17 protein-coding genes and 2 pseudogenes are annotated in these 20,636 nt (G+C 69.7%); 17 read left to right on the forward strand and 2 right to left on the reverse strand.

What is annotated here, in order from left to right; all coding sequences use genetic code 11:
* The first annotated feature begins 233 nt into the window (after nucleotides 1–233).
* Nucleotides 234–1,667, forward strand: coding sequence for an NAD-dependent malic enzyme (locus tag C4B68_RS24875; protein WP_099504467.1), 1,434 nt, complete (start codon nucleotides 234–236; stop codon nucleotides 1,665–1,667).
* A gap of 368 nt (nucleotides 1,668–2,035) precedes the next feature.
* Entirely contained in the window at nucleotides 2,036–2,317 is a 282-nt protein-coding gene (locus C4B68_RS24880; protein ID WP_007382399.1) for an HU family DNA-binding protein, read from the forward strand.
* Between the two features lie 548 nt (nucleotides 2,318–2,865).
* Here the strand turns inward: C4B68_RS24880 and murA are convergent.
* A complete protein-coding gene (gene murA, locus C4B68_RS24885; RefSeq protein WP_104880011.1) occupies nucleotides 2,866–4,206 on the reverse strand; it encodes a UDP-N-acetylglucosamine 1-carboxyvinyltransferase in 1,341 nt (446 codons plus the stop codon).
* Nucleotides 4,207–4,486: 280 nt separating this feature from the next.
* Here murA and C4B68_RS24890 point away from each other — a divergent pair, with 280 nt between their 5' ends.
* The 11 genes and pseudogenes from C4B68_RS24890 to C4B68_RS24940 form a co-directional block, all read left to right on the forward strand.
* Nucleotides 4,487–5,059: a YqgE/AlgH family protein gene (locus C4B68_RS24890; protein ID WP_167459159.1), complete on the forward strand. Its 573-nt coding sequence runs from the start codon at nucleotides 4,487–4,489 to the stop codon at nucleotides 5,057–5,059.
* Between the two features lie 29 nt (nucleotides 5,060–5,088).
* The gene (locus C4B68_RS24895) at nucleotides 5,089–5,394 is read left to right on the forward strand and encodes a DUF3039 domain-containing protein (protein ID WP_099505266.1); all 306 of its coding nucleotides are present in this window, start codon (nucleotides 5,089–5,091) and stop codon (nucleotides 5,392–5,394) included.
* Nucleotides 5,395–5,507: 113 nt separating this feature from the next.
* A complete protein-coding gene (locus C4B68_RS24900; protein ID WP_099505267.1) occupies nucleotides 5,508–6,203 on the forward strand; it encodes a tetratricopeptide repeat protein in 696 nt (231 codons plus the stop codon).
* A 21-nt stretch (nucleotides 6,204–6,224) separates the two neighbouring features.
* The gene (locus tag C4B68_RS24905; protein ID WP_099505268.1) at nucleotides 6,225–6,602 is read left to right on the forward strand and encodes a hypothetical protein; all 378 of its coding nucleotides are present in this window, start codon (nucleotides 6,225–6,227) and stop codon (nucleotides 6,600–6,602) included.
* A gap of 108 nt (nucleotides 6,603–6,710) precedes the next feature.
* Nucleotides 6,711–7,547: pseudogene (locus tag C4B68_RS24910) on the forward strand (carbohydrate ABC transporter permease).
* 11 nt (nucleotides 7,548–7,558) lie between these two features.
* Nucleotides 7,559–9,196 carry a beta-N-acetylhexosaminidase gene (locus tag C4B68_RS24915; protein WP_099505269.1) on the forward strand — a complete coding sequence of 546 codons (1,638 nt, stop codon included), beginning with the start codon at nucleotides 7,559–7,561 and terminating at the stop codon, nucleotides 9,194–9,196.
* A 281-nt stretch (nucleotides 9,197–9,477) separates the two neighbouring features.
* On the forward strand, nucleotides 9,478–10,371 hold the full coding sequence (locus C4B68_RS24920; protein ID WP_099505270.1) for an FAD binding domain-containing protein: 894 nt from the start codon (nucleotides 9,478–9,480) through the stop codon (nucleotides 10,369–10,371).
* On the forward strand, nucleotides 10,368–11,870 hold the full coding sequence (locus C4B68_RS24925; protein ID WP_099505271.1) for a (2Fe-2S)-binding protein: 1,503 nt from the start codon (nucleotides 10,368–10,370) through the stop codon (nucleotides 11,868–11,870). Before C4B68_RS24920 ends, C4B68_RS24925 begins: the two co-directional genes overlap by 4 nt.
* Entirely contained in the window at nucleotides 11,867–14,173 is a 2,307-nt protein-coding gene (locus C4B68_RS24930; RefSeq protein WP_099505272.1) for a xanthine dehydrogenase family protein molybdopterin-binding subunit, read from the forward strand. The genes C4B68_RS24925 and C4B68_RS24930 overlap by 4 nt, the downstream gene beginning before the upstream one ends.
* A gap of 272 nt (nucleotides 14,174–14,445) precedes the next feature.
* A complete protein-coding gene (locus C4B68_RS24935) occupies nucleotides 14,446–15,621 on the forward strand; it encodes an SUKH-4 family immunity protein (RefSeq protein WP_099505273.1) in 1,176 nt (391 codons plus the stop codon).
* A gap of 117 nt (nucleotides 15,622–15,738) precedes the next feature.
* Nucleotides 15,739–16,005, forward strand: a pseudogene (locus tag C4B68_RS24940) (tyrosine-type recombinase/integrase); the annotation flags it as partial.
* Between the two features lie 26 nt (nucleotides 16,006–16,031).
* Here the strand turns inward: C4B68_RS24940 and C4B68_RS24945 are convergent.
* Nucleotides 16,032–16,964, reverse strand: coding sequence for a LysR family transcriptional regulator (locus C4B68_RS24945; RefSeq protein ID WP_206337090.1), 933 nt, complete (start codon nucleotides 16,962–16,964; stop codon nucleotides 16,032–16,034).
* A gap of 162 nt (nucleotides 16,965–17,126) precedes the next feature.
* Here C4B68_RS24945 and C4B68_RS24950 point away from each other — a divergent pair, with 162 nt between their 5' ends.
* The 4 genes from C4B68_RS24950 (at nucleotide 17,127) to C4B68_RS44815 (ending at nucleotide 20,280) form a co-directional block, all read left to right on the forward strand.
* Nucleotides 17,127–17,771, forward strand: coding sequence for a flavin reductase family protein (locus tag C4B68_RS24950; protein ID WP_143674441.1), 645 nt, complete (start codon nucleotides 17,127–17,129; stop codon nucleotides 17,769–17,771).
* The gene (locus C4B68_RS24955) at nucleotides 17,768–18,190 is read left to right on the forward strand and encodes a nuclear transport factor 2 family protein (RefSeq protein WP_099505276.1); all 423 of its coding nucleotides are present in this window, start codon (nucleotides 17,768–17,770) and stop codon (nucleotides 18,188–18,190) included. The genes C4B68_RS24950 and C4B68_RS24955 overlap by 4 nt, the downstream gene beginning before the upstream one ends.
* On the forward strand, nucleotides 18,187–19,785 hold the full coding sequence (locus C4B68_RS24960) for a 4-hydroxyphenylacetate 3-hydroxylase family protein (protein WP_099505277.1): 1,599 nt from the start codon (nucleotides 18,187–18,189) through the stop codon (nucleotides 19,783–19,785). The genes C4B68_RS24955 and C4B68_RS24960 overlap by 4 nt, the downstream gene beginning before the upstream one ends.
* Nucleotides 19,786–19,872: 87 nt before the next feature.
* Entirely contained in the window at nucleotides 19,873–20,280 is a 408-nt protein-coding gene (locus C4B68_RS44815) for a hypothetical protein (RefSeq protein WP_099505278.1), read from the forward strand.
* Nucleotides 20,281–20,636: the final 356 nt, after the last annotated feature.

The following is a 20,636-nucleotide window of genomic DNA, read 5'->3' on the forward strand; positions in this document are numbered from 1 at the left end:
CCAACCTTCGTCGCTACGAGCGACCACTTGCCGCGAGGCGAGCATGGCGGGTCGGTGTCACTGAACACCCAAGAGGTCCACGTCACCGTGTGACGTGGACCTCTTTTCGTTGCGAACAAAACGTTCGCAACCCGGTGCGGCTAGCACGTACTCGGCAGTAGGTGCGACGATCGGACGGCATACCCGCGATACCCGCGGCACAGCAGTACTCGGTGAAAGCAGAGGAAGTCGGCATGGCAACGGCGCCCAGCGTCTCCTACTCGATGACGGTCCGGCTGGAGGTGCCCGCGAGCGGAACCGCGGTCTCCCAGCTCACCACGGCCGTCGAGTCCCACGGAGGCTCGGTGACCGGCCTCGACGTGACCGCCTCCGGCCACGAGAAGCTCCGTATCGACGTCACCATCGCCGCGACCTCCACCGCGCACGCGGACGAGATCGTCGAGCAGCTGCGCACCATCGAGGGCGTCACACTCGGCAAGGTCTCCGACCGTACGTTCCTCATGCACCTCGGCGGCAAGATCGAGATGGCGTCGAAGCATCCGATCCGCAACCGTGACGACCTGTCCATGATCTACACCCCGGGCGTGGCCCGCGTGTGCATGGCGATCGCCGAGAACCCCGAGGACGCCCGCCGCCTCACCATCAAGCGCAATTCCGTTGCGGTCGTGACGGACGGCTCCGCGGTGCTGGGCCTCGGCAACATCGGCCCCAAGGCCGCCCTGCCCGTCATGGAGGGCAAGGCGGCCCTCTTCAAGCGCTTCGCCGGCATCGACGCCTGGCCGCTGTGCCTGGACACCCAGGACACCGACGCGATCGTCGAGATCGTGAAGGCCATCGCCCCCGGCTTCGCGGGCATCAACCTGGAGGACATCTCCGCGCCGCGCTGCTTCGAGATCGAGGCCCGCCTCCGCGAGGCCCTCGACATCCCCGTCTTCCACGACGACCAGCACGGCACCGCCATCGTCGTCCTCGCCGCCCTGACCAACGCCCTGCGCGTCGCGGGCAAGGCCATGGGCGACATCCGTGTCGTCATGTCCGGCGCGGGAGCCGCCGGTACGGCCATCCTCAAGCTGCTGATCGCAGCGGGCGTCAAGAACGCCGTCGTCGCCGACATCCACGGCGTCGTGCACGCGGACCGCCCGGACCTGGTCGACGCGGCGTCCGACTCGCCGCTGCGCTGGGTCGCCGACAACACCAACCCCGAGGGCCTCACGGGCACCCTGAAGGAGGCCGTCCGCGGCGCCGACGTCTTCATCGGCGTCTCCGCCCCGAACGTGCTCGACGGCGACGACGTGGCCGCCATGGCCGAGGACGCCATCGTGTTCGCGCTTGCGAACCCCGACCCCGAGGTCGACCCGGCAATCGCCCGTCAGACGGCGGCAGTTGTGGCCACCGGCCGCTCCGACTTCCCCAATCAGATCAACAACGTCCTGGTCTTCCCGGGTGTCTTCCGCGGCCTCCTGGACGCCCAGTCGCGTACGGTCAACACGGAGATGATGCTGGCCGCGGCGACCGCCCTCGCGGACGTGGTCACCGAGGACGAGCTCAACCCGAACTACATCATCCCGAGCGTCTTCAACGACAAGGTCGCGGGCGCGGTCGCCGGAGCGGTGCGCAATGCCGCGCGGGCGGCCGGGGTGACGGAGGCGGGCAACAACAGCGTGTGACGGAGGCGGACCACAACGGCATGTGAACGCGGCAGTGAAGCCTCTGTGACGGGTGCCACGACCGCCCGGGAGCCCGGCGCGTCGTGGGCCCCGGGCCTGTGGCCGCCTTTAGGGTGGCGGCCAGGCTCAGGCCGCTTTCCGGGCCTTTTCGTGTGACTCCCAAGGGTGTCCGTGTGACTCCCAGGGGTGCCGGATTGGCTTTCCCGCCGCAGGTGGGGGCAGGATGCGTCTTCGGGCGCGAGGGTCCGGCTACGGACCCGGGTCCGGGGACCGACCGAGGACCCTGGCAGCATCGGCTTCACTGTGCCCGATATGCGGCTCCGCCGCGAGGCACGCCTCAACAGCAAGAAGAACACGGGAGTAACAACATGAACCGCAGTGAGCTGGTGGCCGCGCTGGCCGACCGCGCCGAGGTGACCCGCAAGGACGCCGACGCCGTTCTGGCCGCGTTCGCCGAGACCGTCGGCGAGATCGTCGCCAAGGGCGACGAGAAGGTCACCATCCCCGGCTTCCTGACCTTCGAGCGCACCCACCGTGCCGCTCGTACCGCGCGTAACCCGCAGACCGGCGACCCGATCCAGATCCCGGCCGGCTACAGCGTGAAGGTCTCCGCGGGCAGCAAGCTCAAGGAAGCCGCCAAGGGCAAGTAAGCCCCTCCTGTACGTGCCTGTACGCCACGGGACGCGTACGAGGACGCGATAACGCCAAGGGGCGGCCCCTTCACAGGGGGCCGCCCCATCGTCGTACGCAGCGGCGTCCGTGCGTCGTCGCGACGAGTGGCTCAGCCGAGAGCCTTCCCCGGCAGTTCGACCTTTGCCCCAAGCTCAACCAACTTCTCCATGCTGTGTCTATCCGGGGGATAACCCCCGGACCCCCAGCCGAGACCGGTGCTCCGGGCCGGAGCGGGAAGGCTGCTGCGGCTAGCCGAGAGCCTTCCCCGGCAGTTCGACCTTTGCCCCAAGCTCAACCAACTTCTCCATGCTGTGTCTATCCGGGGGATAACCCCCGGACCCCCAGCCGAGACCGGTGCTCCGGCCCGGAGGGGGAAGGCTGCTGCGGCTAGCCGAGAGCCTTCCCCGGCAGTTCGACCTTTGCCCCAAGCTCAACCAACTTCTCCATGCTGTGTCTATCCGGGGGATAACCCCCGGACCCCCAGCCGAGACCGGTGCTCCGGCCCGGAGGGGGAAGGCTGCTGCGGCTAGCCGAGAGCCTTCCCCGGCAGTTCGACCTTCGCCCCAAGCTCAACCAACTTCTCCATGAAGTTCTCGTAGCCGCGGTTGATGAGGTCGATGCCGTGCACCCGGGACGTGCCCTGGGCCGCCAGCGCCGCGATGAGGTATGAGAAGCCGCCGCGCAGGTCGGGGATGACCAGGTCGGCGCCCTGCAGCTTGGTGGGGCCCGAAACGACCGCGGAGTGCAGGAAGTTGCGCTGGCCGAAGCGGCAGTTCGAGCCGCCGAGGCACTCGCGGTAGAGCTGGATGTGCGCGCCCATCTGGTTGAGCGCGGAGGTGAAGCCGAGGCGGGACTCGTACACCGTCTCGTGGATGATCGACAGGCCCGTCGCCTGCGTCAGGGCGACGACCAGCGGCTGCTGCCAGTCGGTCTGGAAACCGGGGTGGACGTCCGTCTCCAGGGCGATCGACTTCAGCTGGCTGCCCGGGTGCCAGAAGCGGATGCCCTCGTCGTCGATCTCGAAGGCGCCGCCCACCTTGCGGTAGGTGTTCAGGAACGTCATCATCGACCGCTGCTGGGCGCCGCGGACGTAGATGTTGCCCTCGGTCGCCAGCGCCGCGGACGCCCAGGAGGCGGCCTCCAGGCGGTCCGGGATGGCCGCGTGGGTGTAGCCGCCGAGCGAGTCGACACCCGTGATGCGGATCGTCCGGTCGGTGTCCATGGCGATGATCGCGCCCATCTTCTGCAGAACGCAGATGAGGTCCTCGATCTCGGGCTCCACGGCGGCGTTGGCGAGCTCGGTGACGCCCTCCGCCAGAACGGCCGTCAGCAGCACCTGCTCGGTGGCGCCGACGGACGGGTACGGCAGCCGGATCTTGGTGCCGCGCAGCCGCTGCGGGGCCTCCAGGTACTGGCCGTCCGCCCGCTTCTCGATCCTCGCGCCGAACTGCCGCAGCACCTCGAAGTGGAAGTCGATCGGCCGGCCGCCGATGTCGCAGCCGCCGAGGCCCGGGATGAACGCGTGCCCGAGGCGGTGCAGGAGCGGGCCGCAGAAGAGGATCGGGATACGGCTCGAACCCGCGTGGGCGTCGATGTCGGCGACGTTCGCGCTCTCGACGTGCGACGGGTCGAGCACCAGCTCGCCCGGCTCCTCACCCGGACGCACCGTCACGCCGTGCAGCTGCAGCAGCCCGCGGACGACGCGCACGTCGCGGATGTCGGGAACATTGCGCAGCCGGCTCGGCGCGCTGCCCAACAGGGCGGCGACCATGGCCTTGGGTACGAGATTCTTCGCACCGCGGACACGGATCTCGCCCTCAAGCGGGGTTCCGCCGTGGACAAGCAGGACATCGTCGTTGACGGTCATGTATCTCGCGTTCCGGTGAGTTGGGCAGGTGTGAGTCGTGGCATGCCCATGTTGCGGGAGCCGAGGAGAAGCGTAATGGCCGCCTACCCCCCCTCAGTAAGCCCAAGGGCGGCTCAGCAACGTCATAGCTTTGCCACAACACGAACCGTGCCGAATCGGGCACACGGGGTCACCGGTACGGGAGTGCGCGCGGGGGGTGCTTCTCTGCGCCCGAGCTGCATTCGCGGGGTTACGGGTATTGGCTCCCCGCTCATGGCGAAGATGCGGGATCATGTCTGGCATGACCGAGGTGTCCTCGCTCACAGGGCGGCTGCTCGTGGCCACGCCCGCCCTGGCGGACCCGAACTTCGACCGCGCTGTGGTGCTGCTCCTCGACCACGACGAGGAGGGCTCGCTCGGTGTCGTCCTCAACCGCCCGACCCCGGTGGACGTCGGCGACATCCTGGAGGCCTGGGCGGACCTGACAGGCGAACCCGGCGTCGTCTTCCAGGGCGGCCCGGTGTCGCTGGACTCGGCGCTGGGCGTCGCGGTCATCCCGGGCGGCGCGTCCAGTGAAGGCGCACCCCTCGGCTGGCGGCGCGTCCACGGCGCGATCGGTCTCGTCGACCTGGAGGCCCCGCCAGAACTCCTCGCCTCGGCCCTCGGCTCCCTGCGCATCTTCGCGGGATACGCGGGCTGGGGCCCCGGCCAGCTGGAGGACGAACTCGTCGAGGGCGCCTGGTACGTCGTCGAATCCGAACCCGGAGACGTCTCCTCCCCGTCCCCCGAACGCCTCTGGCGCGAGGTCCTGCGCCGCCAGCGCAACGAGCTCGCGATGGTGGCGACGTACCCGGACGACCCTTCTCTCAACTGAAGCGGGTGACCCCCAGTACCCTTGGCGTCATGAGCACTCTTGAGCCTGAGACCCAGCCCCAGCGAGGCGCGGGGACGGGGACCCTCGTCGAGCCGACGCCGCAGGTGTCGCACGGCGACGGGGACCACGAGCGCTTCGCCCACTACGTCCAGAAGGACAAGATCATGGCGAGCGCCCTCGACGGGACGCCCGTCGTGGCCCTCTGCGGCAAGGTGTGGGTCCCGGGCCGCGACCCGAAGAAGTACCCCGTGTGCCCCATGTGCAAGGAGATCTACGAGTCCATGGGCGCCGGCGGCGACAAGGGCAAGGACGGCAAGGGCGGCGACAAGAAGTAACGCCGTCGCGCCCCTCGGCGCAGTACGCCGCGTAGACCGAGCAAGGCCGCGGCGCCCCGGTGCGGGGCGCCGCGGCCTTGTCGTACCTGCTTGTCCGTACGTAGGGGTGGGGCATGGATTCGTTGCTGCGGGCGCGGGAACTGGCGTACGCGAGGAAGTACCGCGAGGCCCGGGCGCTGGTGGATCGGGCGGAGCCGGAGAGCGCGGAGGAGTTGAGCCTGGCCGCGCTGGTGCTGGTGGAACTGCGCGATCCGGAGGCGGCGCTACCGCTGGCAGAGCGGGCGGTGGGGCTGGCGCCGGACGGCTGGCAGGGGTGGGTCGCGCTCGCCGACGCGGATCTGCTGCTGGGGCGGTGGGACGCGGCCGTGGCCTCGGCACGCGCCGCCGTCCGGCTGGCACCGAAGGAGGCGGCGTCGCACCGGGCGCTGGGGGTGGCCCTCAACAAGGTGGGCGGTCGGGGCGGCGAAGCCCGCACGGAGCTGAAGCGGGCGAAGGAACTCGGGGGCCGCAGGGCGCTCCTGATGCCGGCGCGGCCGCGCCCGTGGACGATCGTGGTACTGGTCTTGTTCCTCGTCTTCTTCAGCACCCTGCCGCTGGTGGGGGACTGGCCGGACGGGCTGGAGACCACCTTCCAGGTGCTGCGCACCGCCTCATTCGTGTGGATCATTCTGATCGTGATGGGCCCTCGGCGGGCGGGACTGACGTGGCGGTCGCGGTTCGGCGAGATACGCGCAGCGAACGAGCGGCTGTACAGCGGCGGGGGCCGCGAGGCGAGCATGCGGGCCGCGGTGGCCCTCACCCCGTGGTGAGTCGCGGTCGGCGTCTGCACCATGCTGCTCGCGGGGCCCGCCTACTTCGGCAACCCCCTGCCGCTGTGGATGGCCGTGTTCGCCGTGCCGATCACCGGCTGCCTGCTCCTCGCCGGCGCCCGGCGCTGGGTGCGCTGGTGGTACGGGGAGCGGTTCCTGCGCGAGGTGTTCGTGCCGGACGTCCTGGTGCGCGTACACCTCGTCGCGGCGGGCGCGCTCTTCGGCGGCGTACTCCTGCTGGCGCTCGGGGACGCGGGTGACAGGCAGTGGGAGGTGCTGTTCTTCGGTGGGTTCGTGTGGTTCCTGCTCGCGTTGATCGGAACGCTGTTCGCGGCGGGGATACGCGACGGCGCGCGCGCAGACCGCGAGCAGGCCGGCGGGAAGGCCGCCGACGGCTGAGCTGACCGTTGCACGGAGTTCTGCCGACAGTCACCCTGTGGATCTGCGGCTGCTGCGCAGGCAGGGGGAGGAACTGTGAAACTTGTACGGGGCGTTGTGCCGGGTGTTGTGCAGGGTTTCGTACGGCGTCCGGGGCGGCTCGCCGCCGAGGCCTCCGCGCTGCTGATCGCGGCCGTGGTCGCCTTCCCCCTCTACTGGATGGTGCTCAGCGCCTTCAAACCGGCCGGAGAGGTCGAGTCGGCCGAGCCCCGCCCCTGGACGCTTTCGCCCTCCCCGGATTCCTTCCGGCGCGTCTTCGGGCAGCAGGAATTCGGCCGGTAGTTCCTCAACAGCCTTGTCGTGGCGTGCTCCGTGGTCGTCGCCTCGGCGCTGATCGCGTTTCTCGCGGCGACGGCGGTGACGCGATTCCGCCTCCGGTTCCGGACCACCCTGTTGATCACGTTTCTGGTCGCCCAGACGGTGCCCGTGGAAGCCCTGACGATCCCCTTGTTCTTCCTGATGCGGGACCTCGGGCAGCTCAACACACTGGGCTCGCTCATCCTGCCCCACATCGCCTTCTCGCTGCCGTTCGCGATCTGGATGCTCCGGGGTTTTGTGAAGGCCGTTCCGGAGGCACTGGAGGAGGCCGCGTACCTCGACGGGGCGAGCCGGGCACGATTCCTGTGGCAGATCCTTTTCCCGCTCGTACTGCCCGGTCCGGTGGCGACGAGCGTGTTCTCCTTCATATCGGCCTGGAACGCCTTCCTGTTCGCGAAATCGTTCATCATCAGCGACACTTCGCAGTCCACACTTCCGATGGCACTCCTGGTGTTCTACAAGCCCGATGAGCCGGACTGGGGAGGCGTGATGGCCGCGTCGACGGTGATGACCGTTCCGGTCCTGGTCTTCTTCGTGCTCGTGCAACGCCGGCTGGTATCGGCGCTGGGCGGAGCGGTCAAGGATTGAGGACTCACGTGATGGAACTGATTCCGGCGCCACGCGCCGTCGAGGGCCCCATGTGCTGCGGTGTCGTGTTCGACGAGGACACGACCTTGTGGGCCGGACCTGGTACGAGGACCACGGAACGCTGGCTGCGCTCCACCCTGGGGTCGGCCCTGGGGCTGCCTCTGACACCCGGTCCGAAGGACGGCGGCAATTCCCTGCGACTGTGCCTGGACGGCGAACTGGAGCCGGAGGCGTACAAACTCTCGGTCGTCGTCGGCTGGGGAGCCGAGATCCGCGGCGGCGGTCCGGCGGGGGTGTTCTGGGGCGCCCAGACGCTGCGTCAGCTCCTCGGTCCCGACGCGTTTCGGCGCGCCCCCGTATGCCCCGGACTCACCTATGGAATTGCGCACCAGATCATCGAGGACGCACCTCGCTTCGGCTGGCGCGGACTCATGCTCGACGTGGCACGGCACTTCATGCCCAAGGACGGCGTTCTGCGCTACCTGGATCTCATGGCCGCCCACAAACTCAACGTCTTCCACTTCCACCTCACGGACGACCAGGGCTGGCGTCTGGAGATCGAGCGGTACCCGCGGCTCACCGAGGTCGGATCCTGGCGGGCGCGCACCAGACGCGGTCACCGGGCCTCTCCCCTGTGGGAGGAGAAGCCGCACGGCGGTTTCTACACGCAGGACGACATCCGCGAGATCGTGGCGTACGCGGCCGAGCGGCATATCACCGTCGTCCCCGAGATCGACGTCCCCGGGCACAGCCAGGCGGCCATCGCCGCCTATCCGGAACTCGGCAACGGTGATGTCGTCGACACGAGCTCCCTCTCGGTCTGGGACGACTGGGGCGTCTCGAAGAACGTGCTCGCCCCCACCGACGGCACACTGCGGTTCTACGAGGGGGTGTTCGAGGAAGTCCTGGAACTGTTCCCCTCGACGTTCATTCACATCGGCGGCGACGAGTGCGCCAAGGACCAGTGGCGGAAGTCCCCGGCCGCCCAGGCGCGCATCAGGGAACTGGGCCTCGCCGGCGAGGACGGACTCCAGTCGTGGTTCGTACGGCACTTCGACACCTGGCTCACGGCGCGCGGCCGCCGGCTCATCGGCTGGGACGAGATCCTGGAGGGCGGCCTCGCGGACGGCGCCGCGGTGTCCTCGTGGCGCGGATACGCGGGCGGCATCACGGCGGCGCGGAGCGGTCACGACGTCGTCATGTGCCCGGAGCAGCAGGTGTACCTGGACCACCGTCAGGACGGCGGCGCGGACGAGCCCGTGCCCATCGGGTACGTGCGCACCCTGGAGGATGTCTACCGTTTCGAGCCGGTTCCACCCCAGTTGACCGAGGACCAGGCGCATCACGTCCTCGGTGCCCAGGCCAATGTGTGGACCGAGGTGATGGAGGATCCGTCGCGCGTGGACTACCAGACGTTCCCGCGGCTCGCCGCCTTCGCCGAGGTCGCCTGGAGCGCTCTGCCCGCCCCCGCCGAACGGGACTTCGCGGACTTCGAACGGCGGATGACCGCCCACTACAAGCGACTTGACGCGCTGGGAGTGGCCTATCGCCCGCCCGCGGGGCCGCTTCCGTGGCAGAAGCGACCGGCCCCCGAAGGAATGACAGGAAGCCTCGGACGCCCGATCGAGGGGGCGCCGCCAAACGTGTGAGGTGACTCCTGACGGGCGTGTCCCGCGGTGCTCGCCCTGTCACCGTGGCCCCCACAAGGGAAAAGACACCCAAGGGTCACCGAAGAGTGGCAATTCGCGCGCACTGGCGATGCCGTACTAAAACGGACCATCTCCCTGGTGAGGGGGGCGAATGCCTCCTAGCGGACCCCCGCGTCAGGGGTCCGGGAAGATGTGCCAGAGTTGCCACGTCCGCCCTGTCAGCACGTACCGTACGGCAGCACAGGTGGGACCAGGTGGGGCAGCGGGAAGGGGCAGCCGGTTTGACCACGCACGCACCGCAGGCGGCGCAGGCCGTGACGCTGCCCGCCTCGCTCGACGAGGCGGTGGCGGCTCTGGCCGCCATGCCCGCCGCCGTTCCCGTGGCCGGCGGCACCGACCTCATGGCCGCGGTCAACTCCGGACAGCTGCGGCCCGCCGCACTCGTCGGCCTCGGCCGGATCAGCGAGATCCGCGGCTGGCAGTACCAGGACGGCCACGCGCTGCTCGGCGCGAGCCTCACGCACGCCCGCATGGGGCGCCCCGACTTCGCGGCCCTCATCCCGGCCCTCGCCGCCGCCGCGCGCGCGGCCGGACCGCCGCAGATCCGCAACGCGGGAACCCTCGGCGGCAACATCGCGTCGGCCGCCCCTACGGGGGACGCGCTGCCCGTACTGGCCGCCCTGGAGGCCGCGTTGATCATCGCGGGCCCGGGCGGAGCCCGCCGTGAGATCCCGGTCTCGCACCTGCTCGCGGGCGTGGAGATGCTCCGCGGCGGCGAACTCATCGGCTACGTGCGCGTGCCGCTGCTGCACGCGCCGCAGGTCTTCCTGAAGGCGACGGGACGTACCGGACCCGGGCGCGCGGTCGCGTCCGTGGCGCTCGTCCTGGACCCCGCCCGGCGCGGAGTGCGGTGCGCCGTCGGGGCCATAGCGCCGATGCCGCTGCGGCCGCTGGACGCCGAGGCGTGGGTCGCCCAGCTGATCGACTGGGACGGCGAGCGGACGCTGGTGCCCGAGGCGCTCCATGCCTTCGGGGAGTACGTCGCCGCGGCCTGCATCCCCGACCCCGTCCCCGCCGAGGACGGCTCCGTACAACAGCTTCCGCCCGCCGTACTGCACCTGCGGCGCACCGTCGCCGCGCTGGCCCGACGAGCACTGGGGAGGGCACTGTCGTGACCGACGACCAGCACGGAGAGGGCGCTCCACAGAGCGGCGGCCGGTGGGATCCGCTGCCCCAGGGCGACTACGACGACGGCGCCACCGCCTTCGTCAAGCTCCCCGAAGGGGGCATCGACGCCCTCTTCGCCGAGCGGGACAGCCCGCTCGCGGCGCCCGGGCACGGGTATGTGCCCCCGCAGATCACGGTCGCGCCCACGGCGCCCGCCGCGACGGACCCGGCGGCCACCGGGACCTGGGCCATGCCCGCCGACGCCGTCCAGTGGCCGGACCGGAATGCCGCGCCGCAGGCCGAACCCCGGGCTCAGCAGAGCGCGCACGACGGGTTCTCGTACCAGCCGGGAGTCACCGGGCAGTGGGACTTCAGCGAGGCCGCGCAGCCGGGCAACGCTCCCGGACATGACGTGACCGGGCAGTGGTCGATTCCGGTGGCCGGTGGTGATCTTCCGGACGAATCGGGCGAGTTCACTACGTCGGCTCTCGTCGAGCAGTGGGGCGGCACACCGCCCGCCACGCTCCCCGGCGGCGCGGCCGCCCCCTGGGCGACGGAGTCCATCGGGCAGGCGTGGACCGCCGAGCCGCTCGAAGCGGCCGCTGAGGCTCCCGCGGAGCCGTCGGCGCCGGCGGCTGCGGAATCGCCCGCGCAGGCCGCCCAGCAGGCCGCCGAGCCCGCTCACGAGCCTTCCGGGCCGGTCGCCGAGCCCGCGCAGGCGGCTGCAGAGGCTCCGGAGGCACACGAACCGGAGGCCGCCGACGCCTCCGAGGCCTCTGAGCCGGACCCCGCTTCCGAGGCGGGGCAGGACGCGGACCGGGACGCGGGCACGGACGCTCCCGCCTCGTCCTCGAACGACGAACACCCCCTCGCCTCGTACGTCCTGCGCGTCAACGGCGCCGACCGCCCCGTGACCGACGCCTGGATCGCCGAATCGCTGCTCTACGTGCTGCGCGAGCGGCTCGGCCTCGCGGGCGCCAAGGACGGCTGCTCGCAGGGCGAGTGCGGCGCCTGCAACGTGCAGGTGGACGGCCGGCTCGTGGCGTCCTGCCTGGTGCCCGCCGTCACGGCCGCCGGCAGCGAGGTGCGCACCGTCGAGGGCCTGGCCGCCGGCGGGCAGCCCTCCGACGTGCAGCGGGCGCTGGCCAAGTGCGGCGCCGTGCAGTGCGGTTTCTGCGTACCGGGCATGGCGATGACCGTGCACGACCTCCTTGAGGGCAACCCGGCGCCGACCGAGCTGGAGACCCGCCAGGCGCTGTGCGGCAACCTGTGCCGCTGCTCCGGCTACCGCGGCGTCCTGGAGGCCGTGCGCGAGGTCGTCGCCGAACGCGAGGCGCACACCACGGCGGCCGCCGAGTCCACGCCGGACCCGGGGGAGGCGCGCATCCCGCACCAGGCCGGCCCGGGTGCGGGAGGCGTCAACCCGGCCGCCTACGCCGAGACTCCCCTGTACGACCCCCAAGCGCCGCATGAGCAGCCGTACGGCCAGGACGGAGGCCAGGCGTGACCAACGAAGCCGCGACCGCGACACCGGCGGCGCCCGAGACCGGCCCCGAGCCCCTGCCGCACGGGCTCGGCGCGTCGCTGCCCGCCGCGGAGGCCCGTGCCAAGACGGAGGGCACCTTCCCGTACGCGGCCGACCTGTGGGCCGAGGGCCTGCTGTGGGCCGCCGTGCTCAGGTCGCCCCACCCGCACGCGCGCATCGTGTCCATCGACACCAGCCACGCGCGCGAGATGCCCGGCGTCCGCGCGGTGATCACCCACGAGGACGTGCCCGGCCGGGCGCTGCACGGACGCGGCAGGGCGGACCGCCCGGTGTTCGCCTCCGAGGTCGTACGCCACCACGGGGAGCCCATCGCGGCCGTCGCCGCCGACCACCCGGACACCGCGCGGATGGCCGCGGCCGCCGTCATCGTCGAGTACGAAGTACTCGACGCGGTGACCGACCCGGAGCTGGCCTTCGAGGCCGAGCCCCTGCACCCCGACGGCAACCTGATCCGCCACATCCCGCTGCGCCACGGCGACCCGGAGGCGGCGGGCGAGATCGTCGTCGAGGGCCAGTACCGCATCGGCCGCCAGGACCCCGCCCCGATCGGCGCGGAGGCCGGTCTCGCCGTGCCCCGCCCCGACGGCGGGGTCGAGCTCTACATCGCCTCCACCGACCCGCACACCGACCGCGACACGGCGGCCGCCTGCTACGGCCTGGAGCCCGAGCGCGTGAAGGTCGTCGTCACCGGTGTTCCCGGTGCCACCGCCGACCGCGAGGACCAGGGCTTCCAGCTCCCGCTCGGCCTGCTGGCCCTGAAGACCGGCTGCCCGGTGAAACTCACCGCAACGCGCGAAGAGTCCTTCCTGGGCCACGCCCACCGGCACCCCACGCTCCTGCGCTACCGTCACCACGCGGACGCCGAGGGCAAGTTGGTGAAGGTCGAGGCGCAGATCCTCCTGGACGCGGGCGCTTACGCGGACACGTCCTCCGAGTCGCTGGCCGCCGCAGTCTCCTTCGCCTGCGGCCCCTACGTCATCCCGAACGCCTTCATCGAGGGCTGGGCCGTACGCACCAACAACCCGCCCTCCGGCCACGTACGCGGCGAGGGCGCCATGCAGGTGTGCGCCGCCTACGAAGCCCAGATGGACAAGCTGGCCAAGAAGCTGGGCATCGACCCGGCGGAGCTGCGCCTGCGCAACGCGATGGCCACGGGCGACGTGCTGCCGACGGGCCAGACGGTGACCTGCCCGGCCCCGGTCGCCGAACTGCTGGAAGCCGTACGGGATTACCCGCTTCCCGCGCTCCCTAAGGACACGCCCGAGGACGAGTGGCTGCTCCCCGGAGGCCCCGAAGGCGCGGGCGAACCCGGTGCCGTACGCCGTGGCGTCGGCTACGGCCTCGGCATGGTCCACATGCTCGGCGCCGAGGGCGCGGACGAGGTCTCGACGGCCACGGTGAAGGTCCATGACGGTGTCGCCACCGTGCTCTGCGCGGCCGTGGAGACCGGCCAGGGCTTCGCCACGCTGGCCCGGCAGATCGTCCAGGAGACGCTCGGCATCGACGAGGTGCACGTGGCGCCGGTGGACACCGACCAGCCCCCGGCGGGCGCGAGTTGCCGGGGCCGCCACACGTGGGTGTCGGGCGGAGCCGTCGAACGCGCGGCGAAAATGGTCCGTACGCAGCTGCTGCAGCCCTTGGCGCACAAGTTCGGTATGTCCACGGAGCTGCTCCAGATCACCGACGGCAAGATCACGTCGTACGACGGTGTGCTGTCGACGACCGTCACGGAGGCGATGGACGGCAAGGAGCTGTGGGCCACGGCCCAGTGCCGCCCGCATCCGACGGAACCGCTGGACGCGGCCGGACAGGGCGACGCGTTCGTGGGCCTCGCCTTCTGCGCGATCCGCGCGGTGGTCGATGTCGACGTCGAGCTGGGCTCGGTGCGGGTCGTGGAACTGGCGCTCGCCCAGGACGTCGGCCGGGTGCTCAACCCGGCGCAGCTCGCCGCCCGTATCGAGGCGGGCGTCACTCAGGGCGTCGGCGCCGCGCTGACCGAGAACCTGCGCACGGCCCGCGGCCTGGTCCGCCACCCCGACCTCATCGGATACAGCCTGCCCACCTCCCTGGACGCGCCGGACATCCGCATCGTCAAACTGGTCGAGGAGCGCGATGTCGTCGCCCCCTTCGGCGCGAAGGCGGTCAGCGCGGTGCCGGTCGTGACGTCCCCCGCGGCGGTCGCGTCCGCCGTACGGGCGGCGACGGGACGGCCGGTCAACCGCCTCCCGATCCGCCCGCAGGCGGCCGTGGTGACGGGGGCGTGAGCGCGCCGCACGACCGCTGAGCCGCCGGCGGCGTGTACGTCGGCCGAGCTGTCGGCGGCGCATGTGTCGGCCGAGCTCGGCGGGCGCCGCGCAGGGCCGGTTTCACGAAGCCCGGGTCCAGGCTGTTTCCTGTCCGCGGGTGGCCTGTTCCCGTCCGTTTCCGGCGTTGTCAGTGGTGCCGCGTATCGTTCTCGGTCAGTGGGGAACTGCCGTGGGACGCCGCGGTGTTCCTGCACGGGGGAAGCAGAAGCATTCACATGCACGGGGGAACGATGAGCACGACTGACACCGATGTCGGCGGCGCGATCACACTGACCGACGACGACCTGGATCCGTATGTCACGCACGGGGAGACGCGGCGGTGGCTGACGGGGTCCGGACTGCCGTCCGACGGCGCGCTGCTGGGGTTCGACGCGCTGCGCGAGCACGGGCTGCGCAGGCTTGCGGACCTGGCCGGCGACGCCGACAAGCTCGCCGGGGAGCTGCGGGACCAGCTCGTCATAGGAGCGTTGCGGCACCTGGACAGGGACCTGGAGTCGATCGTCCTGGACGGTGAGACGGGCGAGATCTCCACGGCGTACGTCTACCGGAACCCCACTTTGGCGGACCTGTCCCCCCTGGCCCCGTCCCTGGAGGCCCTGCTGCGCTCCGCGGCGGCCACGGAGGAACTGACGGGTGCCGGGGGCCAGTTCAGCAGGCTCGGCCACTTCGGCCCGAAAGCGGTCACGGAGGCGTCGGACCGCCTGGCTGCCGTCTACGCGTCGGGCGTGGGCAAGGACGTGCCGGCGTACTGGCGGATGGCCGCGCTGATCCGCCCGCTCGCCCGGATCGCGGGTCCCGGCGAGGGACTCGTCCTCGACCTCCCGAAGCGGCTGCTGGACGAGGAGTTCGGCACGGGCGTGATCATGCGCTTCGAGGACGTCGACTTCGGGCCCGCGCTGACACACGAACCGACACGCCGTTTCCTGCGGGAGACGGGCCTGCCCGAGGACGGCCTCCTCTTCCAGCTGGACACAGAGGTGCCGCTGCCGGCCCTCACCGAGTACTACGCGGACGAGCGGCCCGACGCGTTCTCCGCCGACGAACTCCCCACGTCCGCGGACCGCCTGATACGCCTCGGCTACCTCCTGGAGGACACGAGCCTCGTGGTCGACGGCACCACGGGCACGATCCTCGCCTGGAGCGAGCCCGACCTCACCCTGCGCCCCCTCAACGCCGACATCTCCACCTTGGCGTTCACCCTCTGGCTGCTCCACCGCGAGAAGACGCTCGACGCGACCCACGGCATCAGCGACGCCTACGAACAGCTCGGCGCCACCATGACCCAGACCCTCGCCACGGTCGACCTGGTCGCCTGCGACCCCACCCCGTCCCTCCCCGGCGACGACGGCTGGCGCTACTGGCCGGAGATATTCGAGGACCAGGCGAGCGGCACGCTGTACGCGTAACCCGCGCCGCTCCTGGAACGCGGACCGGCCCGCCCCCCACGAAAGGGAGCGGCAGCGTGACACTAAGACTGTGCGCAAGCCGGGCAAGCCCTGGACGGTCAAGGCGTGGCTCACGCGCACCGGGACTGGGCCGAGTGGAAGGCTCTTCTGGCAGAGGCGAAGGTCCGGGACGGGCGTCTGCACGACGCACGCCACACGGCTGCGACCGTTTTGCTGATCCTCGGTTTTCCCGAGCGGGCCGTCATGGGTCTCATGGGGTGGTCGACAACTGCCATGGCCGCCCGGTATCAACACATGGTGGACGCCGTGCGGACCGACATCGCGAGGCAGGCCGACGACCTCATTTGGCGGCCAGGTGGGCAGACCTCGGACAGCGGCAGCTGATCGATCAAGCAAGCCGCCGATTGCAGTCAGGTTCCGTCCGAAGGAAGTCCGTTCATGCCGCCGAGGTCGCTCGCGGAGGCGAGCAAGCGTTCGCGAAGCCAGCGGTGTGCCGGGTCGGTCGTATGACGGGGATGCCAGTACATCGTCTCGTGGATGTCGGGCAGGGGGAGCGGCGGTGGCAGGAGCCGGATGCCGGTTGCCGCGGCGGCGAGCTGACGAGCCGCCCGCTCGAGGACGAGGCTGGCCAGAGATGTTCCTCGGATCAGGAAGGGCACGAGGAGAAAACTCTCCACAGTGAACTCGATCCGTCGTGGGATGCCGAGCTGGGCGAGGCGCTGGTCGGCGAAGTCGAGTTGCCGGTCCGGTCCGATGCTGTACACGAGGTGCGGGAGACGCAGGTATTCGTCCAGCGTTATCTGCTGCGCCGAGCCGACCGGATTGGCGGCGTCGACCGCGCACAGCCATTGGTCGCTGAACAGTGGATACGACGGGAAGTCGGTGTCTCCGAGGAGCTCCCTTGGTTCGATGACGAGATCGGCCTCGTCGGTGTGCAGCAGTTGCCGTGGATCTCTCGATCTGGGGAGGACGTGAATCGTCACGCCTGGGGCTTCGGCGGCCGCCGCCCGGACGAAGGGGCTCAGCAATACCAACGTCGCGTAGTCGGACGCGCTGATGGAGAAGGTGCGCATGTCCGTGCTCGGGTCGAATTCGGGACGCTGCTCGATGGTCCGCTCGATCAGGTCGAGGATCTCCCGTACGGGTTGCACCAGTCGCTCCGCCTCGGCGGTGAGGGTGAATTCCCTGCCCCGCCGCACCAGGAGCGGGTCCCCGAACATCTTCCTGAGGCGGGCGAGTGACGAGCTGGTCGCGGGCTGACTGAGGCCGAGTCGTCGGCCCGCGCGGCTGACGTTGCGCTCGGCCAGCAAGGCATCCAGTGCCACGAGCAGATTCAGATCCACGTTCCGTAGGTTCATAATCCCTGACCAGCCCATATATTCGTGGTGGAAATACTGCAAATTCAATATATCTATTTGACGGATAAGTTGCGCGGATCATAGCGTCCGGACCGAGCGGTGCGGCTTTCACGGCCGAAACTGCGGCAGGTTTTCCCCTCCTTGGCGGTGGCTCTTGTGCCGTCGCCGGTTTGGAGAGATCCGATGACCGAATCAGGAAATACCCCCGGCGACCTGTGCGGGGATGATGACGTGGGGGCCGACGTCGCACCGTGGGCGTTGGAGACGAAGGCGGATCCCGATACGTTCCGGGCGGCGATGGGCCGTGTGGTCGGCAGCGTGACCGTGGTGACCACACGTCATGACGGTCGTGCCTGGGGCATGACTGTCAGTGCGTTCAATCCGGTGTGCATGGAGCCGCCGACGGTGCTGGTGTGTGTCAACGCTCGCACTGTCACCGCTGCGGACATCCACCGCGAGAGCAGATTCGGGGTCAATCTGCTCAGCCAGGACCAACTCCCCGTGTCACAGCTGTGCTCACGTGCCGGGGCAGTGAAATACGTCGATGACCACGTCGTCGCAAGTAGCCAGCTGCCGGCCGAAGTGACGTCGCCGGTATTGCGCAATTCGCTGGTGACCTTCGACTGCGAGGTGACCGAGGCACGGACCGTGGGCAGCCACTTGGTCGTCATGGGCCAGGTGCGGGCCGTCCTGGCGCCCGACTCCCGCCGTCCACTGCTGTACGGGCAGGGGCGCTACCAACGCAGCGTGGACATCGAGGAGTTGCTGACGATGACAGAGGCCGCGGCATGAAGCTGACCGGTCTGCCGGCCCGCCTGTACGAGGCCTACAACCACCACGACCCGCTCGCCGCCGCGCGACTGTATGACGCCGGGGCCACGCACGAGGAGATCGCGCAGGGCAGCTCCCGGCAGGGACCGGAGGCCATCGCCGACGGACTGCGTCGCTTCTTCCAGTGGTTTCCCGACGCCCACTGGCAACCGCAGACCCAGATCACCGATCCGAACGGACCGGTCGCGATCACCTATCTGCTCACTGCCACGCTGCAGGCGCCGATGGGCCCCCTCGCCGCCCGCGGCCAGCGTCTGTCACTGCGCGGCGTGCACGTGTTGCTCCTGGGGGGAGAGCTGATCCGTGGCAGCGAGGACTACTGGGACGCCGCCACCTTCCACCGTCAAATGAACCGCACCACCACGGGAGAGACACCATGAGGACCGGCAAGGAATACCTGGAGTCGCTGCGCGACGGCCGCAAGGTCTACGTCGGCGGCGAGCTCATCGAAGACGTCACCACGCACCCCAAGACCCGCGGATACGCCCAGGCGATCGCGGAGTACTACGACTTGCACCTGGACCCCGAGCACCAGGACATCACGACGTTCATCGACGAGGACGGCAAGCGTCAGTCGATGCACTGGTTCCTGCCGCGGTCGAAGGAGGACGCTGTCCGCCGCCGCAAGTACGCCGAGTTCCTGTTCCGGCACTTCAAGGGCGGCATCTTCACCCGTCCGCCGGCCGGAATGAACGTCGTCATGTTCACCCAGGTCGACGACCAGGAGCCGTGGGCCGAGAACTCCCGCTTCACCGGCCCCCGCCGCGACCTGACGGGCAACATCCAGCGCCAGTGGGAGGAGGTCACCTCGAAGGACCTCGCGATCTCGCCCATGTTCGTCGACGTGCAGTACGACCGCGGCCGCGACGACGCGCTGGCCGAAACCCCCATGCTGAGCATCATCGAGGAGAACGACGAGGGCATCGTCGTCCGTGGCTGGAAGGCCATCGGCACCTCGATCCCCTTCGTCAACAACCTCCTGGTCGGCAACCTGTGGCGGCCGGGCCAGACGCCCGAACAGACCATTTACGCGATGGTGCCGGTGGCCACCCCGGGTGTGACCGTGGTCGCCCGGGAATCGCGGGCCCAGCCCGACGCCGACCCCTACGACCGTCCGCTGGCCACCATCGGTGACGAGCTCGACGGGATGGTCTACTTCGACGACGTACTGATCCCTTGGCCGCAGGTCCAGCACATCGGCAACCCCGACCACTCCAAGTGGTACCCGCAGCGGCAGTTCGACTGGGTGCACCTGGAAACCCAGATCCGGCAGTGCATACACGCCGAACTCATGGTCGGTCTCGCACTGCTGATCACTCAGTCCCTGGGTACCAGCTCGCAGCCGGTGGTGAAGGCACAGCTCGCCGAACTCATCCGGTTCCGCGAGACCTGCCGCGCGTTCATGCTCGCGGCCGAGGAGACCGGATTCGAGACCCCGGGTGGACTGTTCAAGCCGAACAACATCTACATCGATTTCGGCCGGGCCCACTACCTCGAGAACCAGCACGACATGGTCAACAAGCTGATCGACTTCTGCGGCCGCGGTATCGTCATCCAGCCGACCAAGCGCGAGCTGGACGACCCCTACATCGGCCCCAAGCTCGAGCAGGCGCTGCGCGGTGCCGAGATCACCGCCCGCGACCGGATCAAGATCTTCCGGCAGATCAGCGAGCGCTTCCTCACCGAGTGGGGCACGCGTCACGAGATGTTCGAGAAGTTCAACGGCACACCGCTGTACCTGATCAACATGCTCACCTTGCAGCGCACCGAGTACCAGGTCGACGGGCCGCTCACTCAGCTGGCCCGCGACGTGCTCGGCTTCGGCGACACGGCGGAACTGGGCAAGCGAGCGCAGGAGGCGGAGAAGGCTTCGCACTACGCCAGCGTCCGCTTCCAGCCCGACTACGCCCGCGGCCAGGACGTCCACGAGGGCTACATCGGCAACCAGAGGAAGGAAGGGACTGGTCGGCCGTAAGAACGCCGTGCCTGACCGACCGCTCCGGCCCGGGGCATTTGAGCCCCGGGCCGGACGACCCGGCACCATCCAGAACGTTCTCGACCTTTGCTGCAGGGGAGCTCATGGCAACAGACCTCACGGCAAGCGACGTGTCTCGGCATTGACGTCGTCTTCGTCCTGCCCTTCACCGATCTGCTCGCGAACACCACAGCCGAGGCGTTCGCCTCGAAGGTCATCGCCGAAAGGTTGCGCGCATCCGTCGTGGTCGTGGGTGACAACTTCCGCTTTGGGAAAGGCGGTCGCGGCGATGTCGACACGCTCAAACGCATGGGCGCAAGTAACGGATTCACCGTCGAAGCCGTCGGAGCCGTCGAATACGACGGCCAGACTTGCTCTTCCACCCTGGTGCGCAACCATCTCGACATCGGCGACAGAGCAAGCGCTGAGAAACTACTCGGCCGCCCTGTCACATGGAGAGACGCCTGTGTGACGCCCACAGCCGCAGAACGCTGATGCGTCGGATCAGCTCCGGTGCCAACTGCAGCGCCAGCCGGGATGATCACAGGTCAGGGCGCGGCGTGGTCGGAGACGTCCCGCCACATGGGGCAGACCGGCGCCGCTTCCCAGAGATGGGCGTAGACCGTATGAGGATCGCGCCGGAACTCTGGGGCAGGCCCGGCACCGCTGGACCATCGAACGCATCATGCCCAACGGCCTGGCTCGCAGGCTGCCGCAGACTCCATCGCGGCCACGAACGCAAAGCCGGCCTCTTCCTGGCCTCACAGCCATCGCCTGCACCCTCGTCTGCTACCGAAGACTCACCACATGAGATGAGCTCTTCGGAGAGCCGCCGCCGTGGCTCCGACCTG

Source organism: Streptomyces dengpaensis, assembly GCF_002946835.1.
GTDB lineage: Bacteria > Actinomycetota > Actinomycetes > Streptomycetales > Streptomycetaceae > Streptomyces > Streptomyces dengpaensis.